The organism is Streptomyces sp. NPDC085927, from assembly GCF_044540975.1.
Lineage (GTDB): Bacteria > Actinomycetota > Actinomycetes > Streptomycetales > Streptomycetaceae > Streptomyces > Streptomyces hirsutus.
Window position 1 is genome coordinate 408704 of record NZ_JBITSN010000002.1, and the last position, 17346, is coordinate 426049.

At 72.4% G+C, this 17346-nt stretch carries 13 protein-coding genes; 6 read left to right on the forward strand and 7 right to left on the reverse strand.

All coding sequences use genetic code 11. The features are described from left to right. Positions 1-243: 243 nt before the first annotated feature. Entirely contained in the window at positions 244-3744 is a 3501-nt protein-coding gene (locus ACIF80_RS06855; RefSeq protein ID WP_399800292.1) for an AfsR/SARP family transcriptional regulator, read from the forward strand. Between the two features lie 80 nt (positions 3745-3824). Here ACIF80_RS06855 and ACIF80_RS06860 read toward each other — a convergent pair whose 3' ends face one another. The 3 genes from ACIF80_RS06860 to panB all read right to left on the reverse strand — a co-directional run bounded on the left by ACIF80_RS06860 (position 3825) and on the right by panB (position 6932). Beyond that, a complete protein-coding gene (locus tag ACIF80_RS06860; RefSeq protein ID WP_399800294.1) occupies positions 3825-4724 on the reverse strand; it encodes an ABC transporter permease in 900 nt (299 codons plus the stop codon). Beyond that, a complete protein-coding gene (locus ACIF80_RS06865) occupies positions 4721-5746 on the reverse strand; it encodes an ATP-binding cassette domain-containing protein (RefSeq protein WP_399800297.1) in 1026 nt (341 codons plus the stop codon). The genes ACIF80_RS06860 and ACIF80_RS06865 overlap by 4 nt, the downstream gene beginning before the upstream one ends. 310 nt (positions 5747-6056) lie before the next feature. Then, entirely contained in the window at positions 6057-6932 is an 876-nt protein-coding gene (gene panB / locus ACIF80_RS06870; protein ID WP_399800300.1) for a 3-methyl-2-oxobutanoate hydroxymethyltransferase, read from the reverse strand. A gap of 193 nt (positions 6933-7125) precedes the next feature. Between panB and ACIF80_RS06875 the strand changes: the two genes are divergently transcribed. The 3 genes from ACIF80_RS06875 (at position 7126) to ACIF80_RS06885 (ending at position 10825) form a co-directional block, all read left to right on the forward strand. Then, complete coding sequence (locus ACIF80_RS06875; protein WP_399800302.1) at positions 7126-8760, forward strand: MFS transporter; 1635 nt, start codon at positions 7126-7128, stop codon at positions 8758-8760. Between the two features lie 108 nt (positions 8761-8868). Beyond that, on the forward strand, positions 8869-9522 hold the full coding sequence (locus ACIF80_RS06880; protein WP_399800304.1) for a TetR/AcrR family transcriptional regulator: 654 nt from the start codon (positions 8869-8871) through the stop codon (positions 9520-9522). Between the two features lie 247 nt (positions 9523-9769). Beyond that, complete coding sequence (locus ACIF80_RS06885; RefSeq protein ID WP_399800306.1) at positions 9770-10825, forward strand: endonuclease/exonuclease/phosphatase family protein; 1056 nt, start codon at positions 9770-9772, stop codon at positions 10823-10825. Between the two features lie 69 nt (positions 10826-10894). Here the strand turns inward: ACIF80_RS06885 and ACIF80_RS06890 are convergent, their stop codons facing one another. Continuing rightward, positions 10895-12649, reverse strand: coding sequence for an NAD+ synthase (locus ACIF80_RS06890; protein ID WP_399800307.1), 1755 nt, complete (start codon positions 12647-12649; stop codon positions 10895-10897). A gap of 114 nt (positions 12650-12763) precedes the next feature. Here ACIF80_RS06890 and ACIF80_RS06895 point away from each other — a divergent pair, with 114 nt between their 5' ends. Continuing rightward, entirely contained in the window at positions 12764-13225 is a 462-nt protein-coding gene (locus ACIF80_RS06895) for an RrF2 family transcriptional regulator (RefSeq protein WP_399800310.1), read from the forward strand. Positions 13226-13251: 26 nt separating this feature from the next. Here the strand turns inward: ACIF80_RS06895 and ACIF80_RS06900 are convergent, their stop codons facing one another. Continuing rightward, the gene (locus ACIF80_RS06900) at positions 13252-14439 is read right to left on the reverse strand and encodes a globin domain-containing protein (RefSeq protein WP_399800313.1); all 1188 of its coding nucleotides are present in this window, start codon (positions 14437-14439) and stop codon (positions 13252-13254) included. A gap of 409 nt (positions 14440-14848) precedes the next feature. On the opposite strand from ACIF80_RS06900, the gene ACIF80_RS06905 reads away from it, so the two are divergent. Further along, complete coding sequence (locus ACIF80_RS06905) at positions 14849-16210, forward strand: glutamine synthetase family protein (protein WP_399800315.1); 1362 nt, start codon at positions 14849-14851, stop codon at positions 16208-16210. A gap of 96 nt (positions 16211-16306) precedes the next feature. Here ACIF80_RS06905 and ACIF80_RS06910 read toward each other — a convergent pair whose 3' ends face one another. Both ACIF80_RS06910 and ACIF80_RS06915 read right to left on the reverse strand, forming a co-directional pair. After that, a complete protein-coding gene (locus ACIF80_RS06910) occupies positions 16307-16957 on the reverse strand; it encodes a DUF3618 domain-containing protein (RefSeq protein ID WP_399800316.1) in 651 nt (216 codons plus the stop codon). Next, on the reverse strand, positions 16933-17346 hold the full coding sequence (locus ACIF80_RS06915; RefSeq protein WP_399800319.1) for a phage holin family protein: 414 nt from the start codon (positions 17344-17346) through the stop codon (positions 16933-16935). The genes ACIF80_RS06910 and ACIF80_RS06915 overlap by 25 nt, the downstream gene beginning before the upstream one ends.

Sequence of the window (17346 nt, forward strand, 5' to 3'; positions counted from 1 at the left end):
CGGCGGGACGCGCGGGGCGCCGCGCGCGGACTGCCCGACCGTACCGGGCGCACCCGGAAAACGTCTCGCGTCGGCCACCGGTTCCGGAGAGGGTGGGGGACGGGGACCCGAAGGGACATGGAGGGACATGGAGGGACATGGGGGGCCTGAAGGGGACTGCGGAAAAGGGGAGGGGCGTGCGGAAGGGCCGCCGACCCGCCCACCCGCCCCCACCCTGTGACCGCCCCCGGCCCACCGGAGACAATGGACCCCGTGCGCTATCGCATCCTCGGTACCACCCAGGCACTCCGCCCCGACGGCACCGTTGTCCCGGTCGGCGGGGCACGGTCGCGTGCGCTGCTGACCGTGCTCGCGCTGCGGGCCGGCCGTACCGTGCCGGTGCGTCTGCTCGTCGACGAGGTGTGGGACGGCGAACCGCCGGCCGACGCGACGGGGGCGCTGCAGGCGCTGGTGGGCCGGTTGCGCCGGGCGCTCGGCGCGGACGCGGTGGCCTCCGACGACGGCGGTTACCGCCTCACCGCCACGGCCGACGACATCGACCTGCACCGGTTCGAGCGGCTGGCCGGCGAGGGCCTGCGCGCGCTGTCCGACGGGGACCCGGCCAAGGCGGGCCTCGTCCTGGACGACGCCCTCGCCCTGTGGCGGGGCCCCGCCCTCGCCGATCTGCCCTGCCGCACCGCCGAGGCGGCCCGCGTCGACGCCCGGCGCCTGGACGCCCTGCGCGCCCGGCACGGCGCCGCCCTCGCCCTCGGCGAGGCCGAGCGGTCGCTGCCCGAGCTGACCGCCCTGTGCGACAGCCACCCGCTCGACGAACCCCTCCAGGTGCTGCGGCTGCGCGCCCTGCGCGACGCCGGCCGCGCCGCCGAGGCACTGGCCGCCTACGAGGGCGTACGCCGGCTGCTCGCCGACCGCCTCGGCTCCGACCCCGGGGCCGAACTGCGCGCCCTGCACGTCGAGTTGCTGAGACCTGACGCGGCGGCGGCGCCCGCGTCGGTGTCACGGCCCGCGGAGGCGGGGGCGTCCGGAACACGGCAGCCCATCGGCCCCTCCCGGCCCACCCGGGTCTCCCAGCCCGACGGCGCCGCCCCGCTCCCGCCCCCTCCCGGCAGCCTGCGGGCCCGGCTGACCTCCTTCGTCGGCCGGGAGGCCGACCTCGAGGCCGTCCGGGGCGATCTCGCCTCGGCCCGCCTGGTCACCCTCCTCGGGCCCGGCGGGTCCGGGAAGACCCGGCTGTCGCAGGAGGCCGCCGAAGCCCTCCTGCGGGAGGCCGCCGCACACAACGGAAACGGTGCAGGGACGACCTGGGACGGATTCCCGGCCCGAGCACAGGACGGATTCCCGGCCCGCGCACAGGACGGACTCCCCGTCCGCGCACAGGACGGACTCCTGGACCGTGTACGGGACGGAGTCCGGGTCGCCGAACTCGCCCCGGTCGACGACCCCGCCGGTGTCCCCGAAGCGGTGGTCACCGCCGTCGGCGCCCGCGAGACCGTGCTGTACGGCGCCGGTGCCGAGGGCATGCGGGCCGCCACCGAACGCGGCGACGACCCCGTGAACCGCCTCGCCGAACACTGCGGCCGGCGGCGCATGCTGCTCGTCCTGGACAACTGCGAGCACGTCGTGGACGCCGCCGCCCGGCTGGTCGAGACGCTCCTCGAACGCTGCCCCGGCCTCACCGTGCTCGCCACCAGCCGTGAACCCCTCGGCGTCCCGGGGGAGGTGCTGCGCCCGGTGGAACCGCTGCCGGAACCGGTCGCGCTGCGGCTGCTCGCCGACCGTGGGGCCGCCGCCCGCCCCGGCTTCCGCGTCGACGACGACCCGGAGGCGTGCGCGGAGATCTGCCACCGGCTCGACGGGCTGCCCCTCGCCATCGAACTCGCCGCCGCCCGGCTGCGGATGCTGACCCCGCGCCAGATCGCCGACCGGCTCGACGACCGCTTCCGGCTGCTCACCTCCGGCAGCCGCACCGTCCGGCCCCGCCAGCAGACCCTGCGGGCCGTCGTCGACTGGTCCTGGGACCTGCTCGACGACGGTGAACGGGACGTCCTGCGGAGGCTGTCCGTCTTCGCGGGCGGCTGCGACCTCGCCGCCGCCGAGGCCGTGTGCGGGCCCGCCGTCCTGGACGTGCTCGGCTCACTCGTGGACAAATCCCTTGTGGTGGCGTCCCCTTCGGGCGACCTCGCCGGAGGCGACGAGATGCGCTACCGGCTGCTGGAGACGGTAGCCGAGTACGCCTCCGAACGGCTCGACGAGGCCGGACAGCGGACCGGCGCCGAACGCGCCCACCTCACCCACTACCGCGAACTCGCCCGCACCACCGACCCGTTGCTGCGCGGCCCGGACCAGCTGGCCGCCATCCAGAGGCTGGAGCGCGAGTACGAGAACCTGCGCACCGCGCTGCGCCACGCCGTCGCCGCCCGCGACGAGCAGGAGGCGCTGTGCCTGGCACTGTCGCTGACCTGGTACTGGCAGATGCGCGACCAGCGCATCGAGGCCCGGAACTGGTGCCGTGAGGTGATGGCGCTGGGCCCGGACCCCTTCGCCGGACCGGTGGGCCCCGTCCCTTCGTTGTGGCAGCGCTGCACCGACGCCCCGCCGCCGATGAGCGACGAGATGCTCGCCGAGGCCCGACGCGGGGTGCACCTGTCCCACATGGCGTGCATGGACACGGAGCTGGACGACTGGATGACCCCGCAGGCACAGCACAGACTGCGGGTCATCGCCGCGGCCTACGAGCCCGGCCAGCCGCAGACCTGCCGCCCGCCCGGCACGTTCTGGGCGTTCGCCCTGATGCTGACCGGCGAGATGAACACCCTGCGCGCGGTCGTCGACGACGCCGTCCGCACCTGTCGGCAGACCCCCGGATTCGACTGGGAGCTGGCCTCCAATCTGCAGATGAGGGCCAACTTCCTCGCCAACCGCAGCGACTGGGCGGGCGACGCGCTGCGCGACGCGGACGAGGCCCTGGAGATCTACCGGCGTCTCGGGGACGCCTGGGGCACCGCCGAGGCCCTCTCCGCCCGCGCCGAGGCACGCGAACGCCGCGGTGAGTGCGCGCTCGCCGCCGCCGACTACGAGGCGGCGATCGAGCACGCCGAACGCCTCGGCGCCCGCGCCCAGGCGGCCGTGCTCACCGCCCGGCTGGGCGGCGTACTGCTGGAGTCCGGCGAGGAGGAGCGCGGCGAGCGGCTGCTGCGCGAGGTCATCGACCAGGGCGGTGGCAGGCACGAGCCGGCGTTGCCCGCCGCCCGGCTCTTCCTGGCCGGCTGGCTCGGCATGAGCGGGCGCACCGCCGAGGCACGGGAGCAACTGCGCGTACTGCGCGAGGAGTTCCGTATCGCGCGCTACGTCGTCTTCGACGCGTTCATCCTCGGTGCCGAAGGCTGGCTCGACGTCCTCGACGGCCAGGAGGAACGGGCGCTGGTCACGATCCGCGCGGCGCTCGAGCAGTCCGGCAATCCCCTGACCCTGGCCATGGCCACCCACATGCGTGCCGCGCACCTGACCATGGGCGCCACCGCCCTGGCCACGGTGGACGGCGGACGGCGCGCCCGCGACGCGGCCCGCTGTCTCGGCGCCGCCGACGCCTCGCTGCCACCCGGTCATGTCGCCGGGCGCATGGAGCGCGAGGTGCGCGACCTGGCCGAGCGGCGGACCCGGGACGCCCTCGGCGACACGGCGTACGAGACCGCGTACGCGGAGGGCGGCCGCCTCTCTCCCGAGGAGGCGGCCGCCCTGGTCTGAGTCCGACCGCACTGGTCCGACCGGCCCGGTCCGACCCGTCACGCGGGGACGGCGGGACGCGGGTACACGGGGACGCGGGGTCAGCTCTTCGTGCGGAACTTGTGGATGGCGACCGGAGCCATCACCGCCGTGATCCCCACCGACCAGGCCACCGTCAGCCACAGGTCGTCCGCGACCGGGCCGCCCACCATCAGGCCGCGCGCGGCGTCGGCCAGCGAGGACAGCGGGTTGACGTCGGTGAAGGTCTGCAGCCAGCCCGGCATCGACTGGGTCGGCGCGAAGATCGACGAACCGAACTGCAGCGGCATCAGCACCAGGAAGCCCATCGCCTGCACCGACTGCGCGTTCTTCATCGCCACGCCCAGCGTGATGAAGATCCACATGAGGGCCGAGCCGAACAGCACCGCCAGCCCCACGGCGGCGAACAGTCCCGGCCAGTTGGTGATGTCGAAGCCGACCAGGACACCGACGACCATGAGGATCGCGGTGGCGATCAGCATGCGCAGCACCTCGACCGCGATCTTGGCGAACAGCACCGAGCCGCGGCCGATGGGCAGCGACCGGAAACGGTCCATGACGCCCGTGTTGAAGTCCTGGTTGAAGCCGGTACCCACCCCCATGGCCATGTTCATGCCCATCATGGCCATCAGGCCGGGCACGATGTACTGCACGTACGCCTCCTGCCCGCCGCCCAGCGACTGCCCGATCGAGCCGCCGAAGACGTACACGAACAGCAGGGTGAACACGATCGGGAACAGCACGGCGTCGAACATCGACTCCGGGTCCTGCCGGATCCACAGCAGGTTGCGGCGCACCAGGGCGCTGGTGTGACGCAGATGGGAACGCAGCGGGATACGGCCGTCGGCGGCGGTCGCGCGGGAGGTCCCGGCCGGAGCGGGACCGGTCTTCGCGGTCGTCGTAGCTGTCGTGGCCGTCGTCGTTGCGGTCGTCGTGGTCTTCGCGGAAGTCGCGGAGCTCATGCGGCGGCCTCCTCGTGGGTCTCGGCGGGCTCGGTGTCCTGCGGGGTACTGGCACGGTGGCCGGTGAGCGACAGGAACACCTCGTCCAGGCTGGGCAGTTCGGTGGTGATGGAGGCGAGGGTCAGGCCCCGCGCGGTGACGGCGCCGACCACCGCGGTCAGCTGCTCGTCACTGAGGATCGGCACCAGGACGGCCCCCCGCTCGGAGTCCACGGTGGTGGTGGCGAGCCCGGTGATGCCCAGCTCGTCGAGCGCGGAGGCGAGCGGGCGCAGCTGGAGCGGGTCGGCCGGGCGGATCCGCAGGGTGCGGCCGCCGACCTTGGCCTTCAGCTCCTCGATGCCGCCGTTCGCGATGACCTTGCCGCGGTCCACGACGGTCAGCTCGGAGGCGAGCTGCTCGGCCTCCTCCATGTACTGGGTGGTCAGCAGCACGGTCACCCCGTCCCCGACCAGCCGCTTGACCTCGACCCACACCTCGTTGCGGGTGCGCGGGTCCAGTCCCGTGGTCGGCTCGTCGAGGAACAGCACCGCGGGCCGGCCGATCATCGACGCGGCCAGGTCCAGCCGGCGCCGCATACCGCCGGAGTACGTCGCCGCCGGACGCCGGGCCGCCTCGGTGAGCGAGAACCGCTCCAGCAGCTCGTCGGCGCGGCCGCGGGCCTCCTTGCGGGACAGGTCGAGCAGCCTGCCGATCAGGTACAGGTTCTCCCAGCCGGCGAGCTTCTCGTCCACGGAGGCGTACTGCCCGGTCAGCCCGATCACCCTGCGCAGCTGCCGGGGCTGGCGGAGCACGTCGTACCCGGCGACGGTGGCCTCGCCCGCGGTCGGGGCGAGCAGGGTGGAGAGAATGCGCACGAGGGTGGTCTTGCCGGCGCCGTTCGGCCCGAGAACCCCCATCACGGTGCCTTCGCGGACCTTCAGATCGACACCGTCCAGTGCCCTGGTCTCGCCGTAGTGCTTGACCAGCCCCCGCACGGTGACGGCGCTGCCCGCGCCACCGGAGTCGTTGTCGTTTCGCGTCATGCCCAGACTCTCGCACCCCCCACCGACAAACCCCCGACAGCCGCCCGACAGAGGGTTGTCGGGAGGCTGTCGGGGGTTTGCCGAAGAAACACTGTGCCGACACACCCGGCAGCCGCGCTTCTCCCTTCCCCCCCCCACGACGACCACCGCAACCACCAATTGAGCAACCCCGACGGCGAGTCACCACCTCCGCGAAAGCGGCGCCGGCTTGGGCGCAAAAGGGGACGGGCCCGCCGATGGGGGAAGTCGGCGGGCCCGTCATGTGCGGCGTTGGCTCAGCGGCAGCGTCACCGCGCTGCTCCAGTGGTGCTCAGTGGACGGAGTGCTCCTCCTGCGGGAACGTTCCGCCCACGACGTCCTCGGCGAACGCCTTCGCCGCGTTGCCCATGACCTCACGCAGGTTCGCGTACTGCTTCACGAACTTCGGTACCCGGCCGCCGGTCAGCCCGAGCATGTCGGTCCACACCAGCACCTGCGCGTCCGTCTCGGGTCCCGCGCCGATGCCGACGGTGGGGATGTGGAGCGTCCGGGTCACCTCGGCGGCCAGCTCGGCCGGCACCAGCTCCAGGACGACGGCAAAGGCGCCCGCGTCCTGCACGGCCTTGGCGTCCCGCAGCAGCTGCTGCGCGGCCTCCTCGCCGCGCCCCTGGACGCGGTAGCCCATGGCGTTCACGGACTGCGGGGTGAGTCCGATGTGCGCCATCACCGGGATGCCGGACTCGACCAGCAGCTCGATCTGCCGGTGCGAGCGTTCGCCGCCCTCCAGCTTGACGGCGCCGACCCCGGCCTCCTTGACCAGCCGGGTCGCCGAGCGCAGCGCCTGCACCGGCCCCTCCTGGTACGAGCCGAAGGGCAGGTCGGCGACGATCAGGGCGCGGCCGGTGCCGCGGACCACGGCCGCGGACAGCACGGCCATCTCGTCGAGGGTGACGGGGACGGTCGTCTCGTACCCGAGGTGGCAGTTGCCCGCGGAGTCGCCGACGAGCATGACCGGGATGCCGGCCTCGTCGAAGACGGACGCGGTCATCGCGTCGTAGGCGGTGAGCATGGGCCACTTCTCGCCGCGTTCCTTGGCGAGGGCGATGTCGCGGACGGTGATACGGCGTGTGCCCTTGCCCCCGTACAGCGCCTTGCTGCCGTCGGAGGGGACCGGTTTGCCAGTCGGGGCAGCCGAAAGCTGCGTCATTGCAACGGCTCCTAACACGTCATCTCGAGGCACCCTGACGGCGTCCCCGGATCGCTTCCATGGTGGCACCTCGCGAGAGCCGGTGCCAAGGGGAGGGGCGCCACCGAAAGGCGGCGCAATGCCCCGGCAAGGCCTCGGCAAAGGAATTCCGATACGAGACGGTACCGTTTCGAAATGGTCCTACGGTGGCCGTATGACTTCCCCCGCCGCCGCCCCCGACCGCCGCATACCGGAACACGTGCACCGGCGCCGCTGGGTGATCCTCGGCGTGCTGATCCTGAGCCTGCTGATCGTCGTCCTGGACAACTCGATCCTGAACGTCGCCATCAAGACGATCTCCACACCCGCCCCCACCGGCCTGGGCGCCACCCAGAGCGAGCTGGAGTGGGCGATCAACGCCTACACGCTCGTCTTCGCGGGCCTGCTGTTCACGGCGGGCCTGCTGGGGGACCGGCTCGGCCGCAAGAAAATGCTGCTCGGGGGCCTCGCCGTGTTCGGCATCGGCTCGGCACTCGCCGCGTTCTCCGGCTCCCCGACGGAGCTGATCGGCTTCCGCGCGGTGATGGGTCTGGGCGCCGCTTTCGTCATGCCGGCGACCCTCGCCGTCCTGATGAACATCTTCGAACGCGACGAACAGCCGAAGGCCATCGGCATCTGGGCGGGAGGTGTCGGCCTCGCCATCGCCATCGGCCCGGTCACCGGCGGAGTGCTCCTGGACCACTTCTGGTGGGGCTCGGTCTTCCTCGTCAACGTGCCGATCGTGCTGACCGCCCTCGTCCTGATGCTGTGGCTCGTGCCGGACTCCCGCGACCCGGACCCCGGCCGGATCGACCCCGTCGGCGTCGTCCTGTCCGTGGCCGGCCTGGTCCTGCTGGTCTACGGCATCATCAAGGGCGGCCAGCTCGCCGACTTCACCGACGCCACGGTGCTGACGGCCATCGGCGCCGGACTCGCCGTACTCGCCGCGTTCGTGGTGATCGAGAAGCGCAGCACCCATCCGTCGATCGACATGGCGTACTTCAGGAACAAGGTCTTCTCGGCCTCGATCATCGCGATCGCGCTGGTCTTCTTCGCGCTGATGGGCGTGACGTTCTTCGCCGTGTTCTACACCCAGAGCGTGCGCGGATACTCGCCGCTGGAGACCGGCCTGCTGATGCTGCCGCTGGCCGCCGCCCAGATGATCTTCGCACCGCGGGCCCGGCTGCTGGTGGACCGCTTCGGCAACAGGGCGACCACCACCGGCGGCATGCTGCTCCTCGCGGCGATGCTGGGCGCGTTCGCGGTCCTGGACGCGGACACGCCCATCTGGATCCTCGAAGTCGTCTTCTTCCTGATGGGAGCCGGCATGGCGAACATCATGACGCCGGTCAGCGTCGTGATCATGCAGACGCTGCCGCGGGAGAAGGCGGGTTCGGCCTCCGCGCTCAGCAACACCTTCCGCCAGGTGGGCGGCGCCCTCGGCATCGCCATCCTCGGCTCGGTGCTCTCCACCGCGTACCGCACGCACATCGAGGACAAGCTCGTCCTGCTGCCCCCGGGCGTCCGGCACGCCGCCGGCGAGTCCATCGAGGCCACCCTGGGCGCCGCGGCCCGGCTCGGACCGCGCGGGGACGCCCTGACCGGTCCGGCCAACGACGCGTTCCTGCACGCCATGCACGTCACGGCGTTGTGGGGCGCGGGCGTCGCGATGCTCGGCGCGATCGTCGTCGCCCTGTTCCTGCCCGGCCGGAGTCCGGAGCCCGGAGAGGACGGGAGGGAAGAGGAGTTGGTGCCGACGGGGGCGAAGGACGCGACGGGCGCGCCGGACGCGACGAAGAAGCGGGACTGAGAAGCGGGACCGAGGAGCGGGACCGATGAGCGGAAGGGGGACGCGGGGCTCGGGCAGGGGAGGCGCACCGGGGAGAATCGTCCCAGCCCACGGAAAGGACACAGCGACGTGAGCCTCGCCGACCCCGGCACCACCGACCCCGGCGACACCGGCACCGGCCCCGTCCCCCGGCCGGGCGGCCCCGCGCGCGGCCGCCCCCGCAGCGAGGCCGTCGAACGGGCCATCATCGAGGGCGCGATGAAGCTCCTGGAGGACGGTGTGCCCCTCGCGGAGCTGTCCATCGAGCGGATCGCCCGCACCGCCGGCGTCGGCAAGGCCACCATCTACCGCCGCTGGAGCGGCAAGGAGGAACTCTTCGTCGACGTCCTGCGCGCCGCCGAACCCGTCGACCCCGAACTCCCCGGTACCTCCATGCGCGACGACCTCGTCGCCCTGCTGGAGTCCCTGCGCCGGCGCGGTCTCGCCAGCAGGGCCTCGGTGATCCTGCACAACGTCCACGCCCAGATGAAGAGCAGCCCGAAGATCTGGGCCGCGTACCACAACACCGTCGTCCTGCCGCGCCGCAGGCTCGGCCTGGAGGTGCTGCGCCGCGGCAGGGAGAACGGCGAACTCCGTGCCGACGTCGACCTCGAGCTGCTGAACGACATCGTCGTCGGCCCCCTGCTCGTCCGCACCCTCCTGCGCCCCGACGCCGGTCTGCCGGACGGACTCGCCGAACAGGTCGTCGACACCCTGCTCCAGGGACTGCGCCCCGCCCCGTGATTCCCCGGCCGCCCCGTGATTCCCCGCCGCCCCGTGCCCCCGCCGCCCCATGACTCCCGGCCGCCGCGTTGTGCGCGTTTCGTCACAGAGCACGCTTTCCCCGGCCTCGCCCGGAACTCCCGGAGCGGTTCCGTTCGTCCTCGCCTCCGTACGGCCGTCGACAGACGGCGGAAAGGGCGCCGATCATCCCCTAGGGTCTACGCACACGGGGAGCGACGGTGTGCACGGCAAGGTGTGAGGCGACGGTATGGCGCAGCAGGCGTACGTGACGGAGACGGACGACGGCGGCTCGGGGCCCGAGCAACGCCGGACCCCCGGGCTTCGGCGCCTGTGGGACCGACTGACCAGAGGCTGGCGCGGAGACCGCCGCATCTGGCGCCGGGGCGTGATCCTGGCCGTGTGCGCGGTGCTGCTCGCCCTGGTCATGGGCATCCACGCCCGGATCCCCAACGTGGTCGGCAACCTGGGCAGTCTGCTCGAGACGTTCCTGCCGTGGCTGGGGCTGGCCATCCCGGTGCTGCTGGTGTCGGCCCTCGTCCGCAGGTCCGCCACCGCGCTGATCGCGGTGCTGCTGCCCGCGGTCGTCTGGCTGAACCTCTTCGGCGGCCTGCTCATCGACCGGACCGGCTCCGGCGGCGACCTCACGGTGGCCACGCACAACGTCAACGCCCAGAACCCCGACCCGGCCGGCACCGCCCGCGACGTCGCGGGCTCGGGGGCGGACGTCCTGGCGCTGGAGGAGCTGAAGGCGTCGGCGGTCCCGACGTACCGGGAGGCGCTGGCGTCGACGTACAAGTACCACGCGGTGGTCGGCACCGTCGGGCTGTGGAGCAAGTACCCGCTGAGCGACGTGGCGGCCGTCGACATACGCCTCGGCTGGAAGCGCGCGATGCGGGCCACGGTGGCGGCCCCTGAGGCGCGGGTCGCCGTGTACGTAGCTCATCTCCCCTCCGTACGGGTGAAGATGGAGGCCGGCTTCACCGCCCGCCAGCGGGACAAGAGCGCCGACGCCCTGGGCGCGGCCATCACGAGGGAGCCCCTGGAGAACGTCGTGCTGCTCGGCGACCTGAACGGCACGATGAACGACCGTGCCCTGAACGCCGTCACCTCCCAGATGCGGTCGACCCAGGGCGCGGCGGGCGACGGCTTCGGCTTCAGCTGGCCGGCGGAGTTCCCGATGGCGCGGATCGACCAGATCATGGTCAAGGGCGCGGAACCGGAGAGCTCGTGGACGCTGCCCCGGACGGCGAGCGACCACCTCCCCGTCGCGGCCCGGGTGAAGATCGCGACGCCGGGCGGCTGAGACGGCGGGGCGGCCCCGGGGACTCGGTCCCCGGGGCCGCCCCGTGTCCTGCGCGCCCGGCGAAGGGCCCTACTCCCGCCAGCCGCTCGTGATCGGCAGCCGGCGGTCCTTGCCGAAGCCCTTCGGGGAGATCTTCGTCCCCGGCGGGTACTGCCGCCGCTTGTACTCGGCCCGGTCGACCATCCGCAGCGTCTTCTTCACCAGTTCCGCGTCGAACCCGGCGGCGACGATCTCGTCCGCGCCCCGGTCCCGGTCCACGTACAGCTCGAGGATCGCGTCGAGGACGGGGTAGTCCGGCAGCGAGTCCGTGTCGACCTGGCCCGGCCGCAGTTCCGCGCTCGGCGGCTTCGTGATCGAGTTCTCGGGGATGGGCGGGGTCTCGCCCCGTGCCGCCGCGGAGCGGTTGCGCCATTCCGCGAGCCGGAACACCGACGTCTTGTAGACGTCCTTGATGGGGCCGTAGGCCCCCACCGAGTCCCCGTACAGCGTCGAGTAACCGACCGCCAGCTCCGACTTGTTGCCCGGAGCCAGGACGATGTGGCCCTCCTGGTTGGAGATCGCCATGAGCATCGTCCCGCGCAGCCGGGACTGCAGGTTCTCCTCCGCCAGCCCGGACAGCCCCAGCGCCCCCATGTAGGCGTCGAACATCGGCTCGATGGAGACGGTCCGGAAGTTCAGCCCGGTCCGCCGCGCCAGCTCCGCCGCGTCGCCCCTGGAGTGGTCCGAGGAGTACTTCGACGGCATGGCCACGCCGTGGACGTTCTCCGCGCCCACCGCGTCGCAGGCGATCGCGGCGACGAGCGCCGAGTCGATCCCGCCGGACAGGCCGATCAGCACCGACTCGAACCCGTTCTTCTCGACGTACGCCCGGAGCCCCACGACCAGCGCCGAGTACACCTCCTCGTCGTCGTCGAGGGGCTGCGCGCAGGCCCCGGGCCGCTCCGGCGGGTACGCGGGCAGCGGTGCCTCGGACAGGACGACGCGGTCGATCCGCAGCCCGTCGTCGACCACCTCGCCGGCCGGGGGAGCGTCCGCGGCGGCCGCCGGGAGGTCGAGGTCGAGCACCAGGCACTCCTCGGTGAACTGCGGTGCGCGCGCCACGACCTCGCCGTCACGGTCGACGACGATGGAGTCCCCGTCGAAGACCAGGTCGTCCTGCCCGCCGGTCATCGCGAGGTACGCGGTCGTGCAGCCGGCCTCCTTGGCCCGCCTGCGGACCAGTTCGAGCCGGGTGTCGTCCTTCTCCCGCTCGTACGGGGAGGCGTTGACGGAGAGCAGCAGCCCGGCCTTCGCGGACCGCGCGGCCGGGACCCGGCCGCCGTCCTGCCACAGGTCCTCGCAGATGGCGAGGGCGACGTCCACGCCGTGCAGCCGCAGGACGGGCAGCGTCTCGCCGGGCACGAAGTACCGGAACTCGTCGAAGACGCCGTAGTTCGGCAGATGGTGCTTGGCGAAGCCCAGCACGACCTCGCCGCCGTACAGCACGGCCGCTGCATTGCGCGGCGCGCCCGCGGGCTGGCCGTACTTCGGCTGGGCGGCGGCGCTGCGGTCGAGGTAGCCGACGAGCACGGGCAGTTCCCCGAAGCCCTCCTCGGCGAGCCGCGCGGCGAGGGCCCGCAGGGCCTCGCGGGAGGCCTGCACGAAGGACGATCTCAGTGCGAGGTCCTCGACGGGATACCCGGTCAGCGCCATCTCCGGGAACGCCACGAGGTGGGCTCCCTGCTCGGCGGAGTGCCGGGTCCGGCGGACGATCGTGTCGGCGTTGCCGGCGAGGTCGCCGACACGCGAGTCGATCTGATTCAGAGCGAGACGAAGTTGAGGCACGCGGCCCAGTGTAATCGTCAATTCGACACTATGGGGTGGACGGGCCCGGGTGAGCCCTGGATCACCCGGGCCGGAAAATTTGAACGCGGGATGCGTATTACCTACGCTGCCGGTATGAGGCTGCTGCGCTCCACCGACCTGGCCCTGCGGGTCCTGATGCGCCTGGCCGTGGCCGGAGAGAAGGCCAACCCGACGACGCGTGATGTCGCGGAGGCCATGGGCGTGCCGTACACCCATGCCGCGAAGGTCGTCGCCGAACTCCAGCACATGGAACTGCTCACGGCCCGGCGCGGCCGCGGCGGCGGCCTCACCCTCACGGAACAGGGCCGTACGGCCTCGGTGGGCGCCCTCGTCCGCGCCTTCGAGGGGGAGGGCGACGTCGTCGACTGCGACGGCGCGTCCGGGTCCGGAACGGGCACGCCCTGCCCGCTCCGCTCCGCCTGCCGGCTGCGGGGCGCGCTGCGGCAGGCCCAGGAGGCGTTCTTCGCCTCGCTGGACCCGCTCACCGTGTCGGACATCGTCACGGGCCCGACGGGCCCGCTGCTGCTGGAGATCTCCCGCGCGCCGCGGTCGTAGCGCGCGCTGCGGCCACGGCCGCGCGCTCAGCCCTGCTTGGCCAGCCAGAGGTCCGGGCCGAACACCTCGTAGTGGATGTCGGCCGGCGCGACGCCCTTGCCGATCAGCTGCTCCCGCACCGTGCGCATGAACGGCAGCGGCCCGCACAGGTACGCACGCGTGCCCGCCGCGACCGGTACCTCGGTGAGGTCGACGTAACCGGTGGACGTGCCGGCCGGGGCGTCCTGCTCGTAGAAGAGGTGCACCGCCGCGTCCGGCAGCTTCGCCGCGTACGCCTCGTGGTCCGCGCGCAGGGCGTGGTCGGCGGGGGAGCGGTCGCCGTGCACGACGGTGACGGGGGCGTCGTGGCCGTGGCCGGCGAGGTGGGCCAGCATCGCGGTCATCGGGGTCACGCCGATGCCCGCGGAGGCGAGCAGCAGGGGGGCGGCGGGTTCGGTGTCGAGGACGAGGTCGCCGTACGCCTCGGACAGCTCCAGGACGTCGCCGGCCCGCACGCGCGCGTGCAGGTGGCCGGAGACCTCACCCCCGGGCGTTCCGTCGCCGTGCACGCGCTTGACGCTGAACTGCCGCTCGTCGGGGCCGGGTGCGCCGGAGAGGCTGTACTGGCGGATCTGCCGGGCCCCGTCGTCGAGGGCCACGCGGACGGAGACGTACTGGCCCGGGCGGAACTGCCGCACCGGGCCCCCGTCGGCGGGGCGCAGCCGGAAGGAGACGACGTCGGCGGTCTCGGTGACCCGCTCGACGACCTCCCACTCCCGCCAGCCGGGCCCGCCCTGCTCCTCGTGGAGCCGCTTCTCGATGGCGACGAGGGCGTTCGCCATCAGCCAGTAGACCTCCTCCCAGGCGGCCGCGACCTCGGGCGTGACGGCCTCGCCCAGGACCTCCACGATCGCGGCGAACAGGTGCTCGTGGACGATCGCGTACTGGTCCGGGGCGATGCCGAGCGAGGCGTGCTTGTGGGCGATGCGCCCCAGCATCGCGTCGGGCCGGGTGCCGGGGTGCGCCAGCAGGTGCGTGGCGAAGGCCGCGATGGACCCGGCGAGGGCCTCGCGCTGGGTGCCGGCGGCCTGGTTGCCGCGGTTGAACAGGTCGCGCAGCAGCTCGGGGCGGGCCTCGAACATCCCGGCGTAGAACCGCTCGGTTATCTCGCCGAGGGCCCCGCCGACGGCGGGAAGTGTGGCGCGGACGGTGGCGGCGGACTGCTCGGACAGCATCGGGTCTCCTCGTTCTCGACTGCCTTCTCGACTGTCTGCGCCACCCATTAAAACTTGCATCTTAAATACCAATTAAGGGGGGGCGGGTGTCGTGCCGTCGGGGGGACCGTGTACAAGAGGAATCCCGGAGGCGGGCCCGCTCCCGCTGTTACGGACGCCGGTCCGTGGGGGCAGGATGGACAGTGGGCCGGACGGGCCGCAGGGTGGTACGCAGAGCGACACGTCCGGTGTGGACGAGGCGTCGAGCCGTGTGCGTACGCGCGGTCGGGGCCCGTGGAACGATCAAGGTCGGCAACACGGGCGAAACCCGGATGTGGTGGGATGGCCCGAGTGCCCGACCGCCGCCCGAGGAGGCCACCCGGCGCGGGAGAGACTGGCGGCCTGACCGGCGAGGATGGGGAAGCGGAAGATGGACAAGCAGCAGGAGTTCGTGCTCCGGACGTTGGAGGAGCGCGACATCCGGTTCGTACGCCTGTGGTTCACGGACGTACTGGGCTTCCTGAAGTCCGTGGCCGTGGCCCCGGCCGAACTGGAGCAGGCGTTCGACGAGGGCATCGGCTTCGACGGCTCCGCCATCGAGGGCTTCGCCCGGGTGTACGAGTCCGACATGATCGCCAAGCCGGACCCGTCGACCTTCCAGGTCCTGCCGTGGCGCGCCGAGGCCCCCGGCACGGCCCGCATGTTCTGCGACATCCTCATGCCGGACGGCTCCCCCTCCTTCGCCGACCCGCGCTACGTCCTCAAGCGTGCGCTGGCCCGCGCCTCCGACCAGGGGTTCACCTTCTACACCCACCCGGAGATCGAGTTCTTCCTGCTGAAGAACAAGCCGGTCGACGGCAGCCGCCCGACCCCGGCGGACAACTCCGGCTACTTCGACCACACCCCGCACAACGTGGGCATGGACTTCCGCCGGCAGGCGATCACCATGCTGGAGTCGATGGGCATCTCGGTGGAGTTCTCCCACCACGAGGGCGCCCCCGGCCAGCAGGAGATCGACCTGCGCTACGCGGACGCGCTGTCCACGGCCGACAACATCATGACGTTCCGTCTGGTCATGAAGCAGGTGGCGCTGGAGCAGGGCGTGCAGGCCACGTTCATGCCGAAGCCGTTCTCGGAGTACCCGGGCAGCGGCATGCACACCCACCTGTCCCTCTTCGAGGGCGACCGCAACGCGTTCTACGAGTCGGGCGCGGAGTACCAGCTCTCCAAGGTCGGCCGCTCCTTCATCGCGGGCCTGCTGCGGCACGCGGCGGAGGTCTCCGCGGTCACCAACCAGTGGGTCAACTCCTACAAGCGCATCTGGGGCGGTTCCGAGCGCACCGCGGGCGCGGGCGGCGAGGCCCCCTCGTACATCTGCTGGGGCCACAACAACCGTTCGGCCCTGGTCCGCGTCCCCATGTACAAGCCCGGCAAGACCGGCTCGGCCCGCGTCGAGGTCCGCTCGATCGACTCCGGCGCCAACCCGTACCTGACGTACGCGCTCCTCCTGGCCGCCGGCCTGAAGGGCGTCGAGGAGGGCTACGAACTCCCGCCCGGCGCCGAGGACGACGTCTGGGCCCTCTCCGACGCCGAACGCCGCGCCCTCGGCATCGAACCCCTCCCGCAGAACCTCGGTGAGGCCCTGACCCTGATGGAGCGCAGCGACCTGGTCGCCGAGACCCTGGGCGAGCACGTCTTCGACTTCTTCCTGCGCAACAAGAAGCAGGAGTGGGAGGAGTACCGCTCCGAGGTCACCGCCTTCGAGCTGAAGAACCTGCTGCCGGTGCTGTGACGCTCGAAGGGAGCCCTGTGCCCCGGACCGTGTGCGGGCCGGAGAACAGGGCTCCCTTCCTCGGAGGCCTCAGGAGGGACCGGAGCGCTGCCGGGCCTATTCCTTGAGGTGCTTGCCGGAGTCACGCGCCTGCTCGGTGACCTCGCCGGCCCGGTCGCGTGCCTCGTCCTGGGTGGTGCGCGCGGCCTGCGCCGCGGTGTCCTTCACCTCCGCGGCCGCGCTCTGCGTCACCTCCTGGGCGCCTTCCTTGAGGTGCTGCGCGGACTCCGCGGCGGCCTGCTTCACCGGCTCCAGGGCCTCGCCGCCGCGCTCCATCAGCTCGGCGGCCTTCTCCTGCTCGGTCCGGGACGCGGGCAGCAGCGAGGACGCCAGCAGACCGACGCCGAAGGCGACCAGACCGGCGGCCAGCGGGTTGCCCCGGGTCTGCCGACGGGCCAGGGCGGGCGCCTGCTGCACGGCGTCTCCCGCCTGGCCGGCCGCGGCGCGAGCCGAATCGGCCGCCTTCCCGGCGCCTTCCTGCACCGAGCCGGCCGCCGACTGCGCGGTGCCCGCCACCTCGTGCGCGGACTGCGACGCGGTGCCCATGACCCGGTCGCGGACGCCCGACACCCTGTCGCGCATCCGGTCCGCGCGGCGGCGCACCACCCGGCCGGGGCTGGTCCGCTCGGCGAGCTGGTCCACGTTCGTGGAGAGTTGTTCGCGAGTGGCCTCTATCTCGGCCCTCACCTGGTCGGGTGACGTGCCCATTCCGCGTTCTCCTTCATGGTCTCGACGGTCTGATCGGGCTTCGGGGAGACGGTGCGCATCCGCGCGCGGCCCTTCTGGTACAGCACGGCCGCGACGACGGCCCACACCGCGGCGACGATCAGCGCGGCCCAGCCACCGTCCATCACATTGGCCAGCCCCAGTACGGCGGCCAGCGACAGGAACAGCAGCACCAGGTAACCGGCGAAACCGGCACCCCCGTACATCCCGGCGGCCTTGCCCGCCCTGGTCCCCTCCTCCCTGATCTCGGCCTTCGCCAGCTCGACCTCCTGCCGGAAGAGGGTCTGGAGGTCGGCGGTCACGCCGGAGAGGAGCTGGCCCACGGACTGCTCCTGCTCCTGCGGCCCGGTCGGTCCGGGTACGGGTGACAT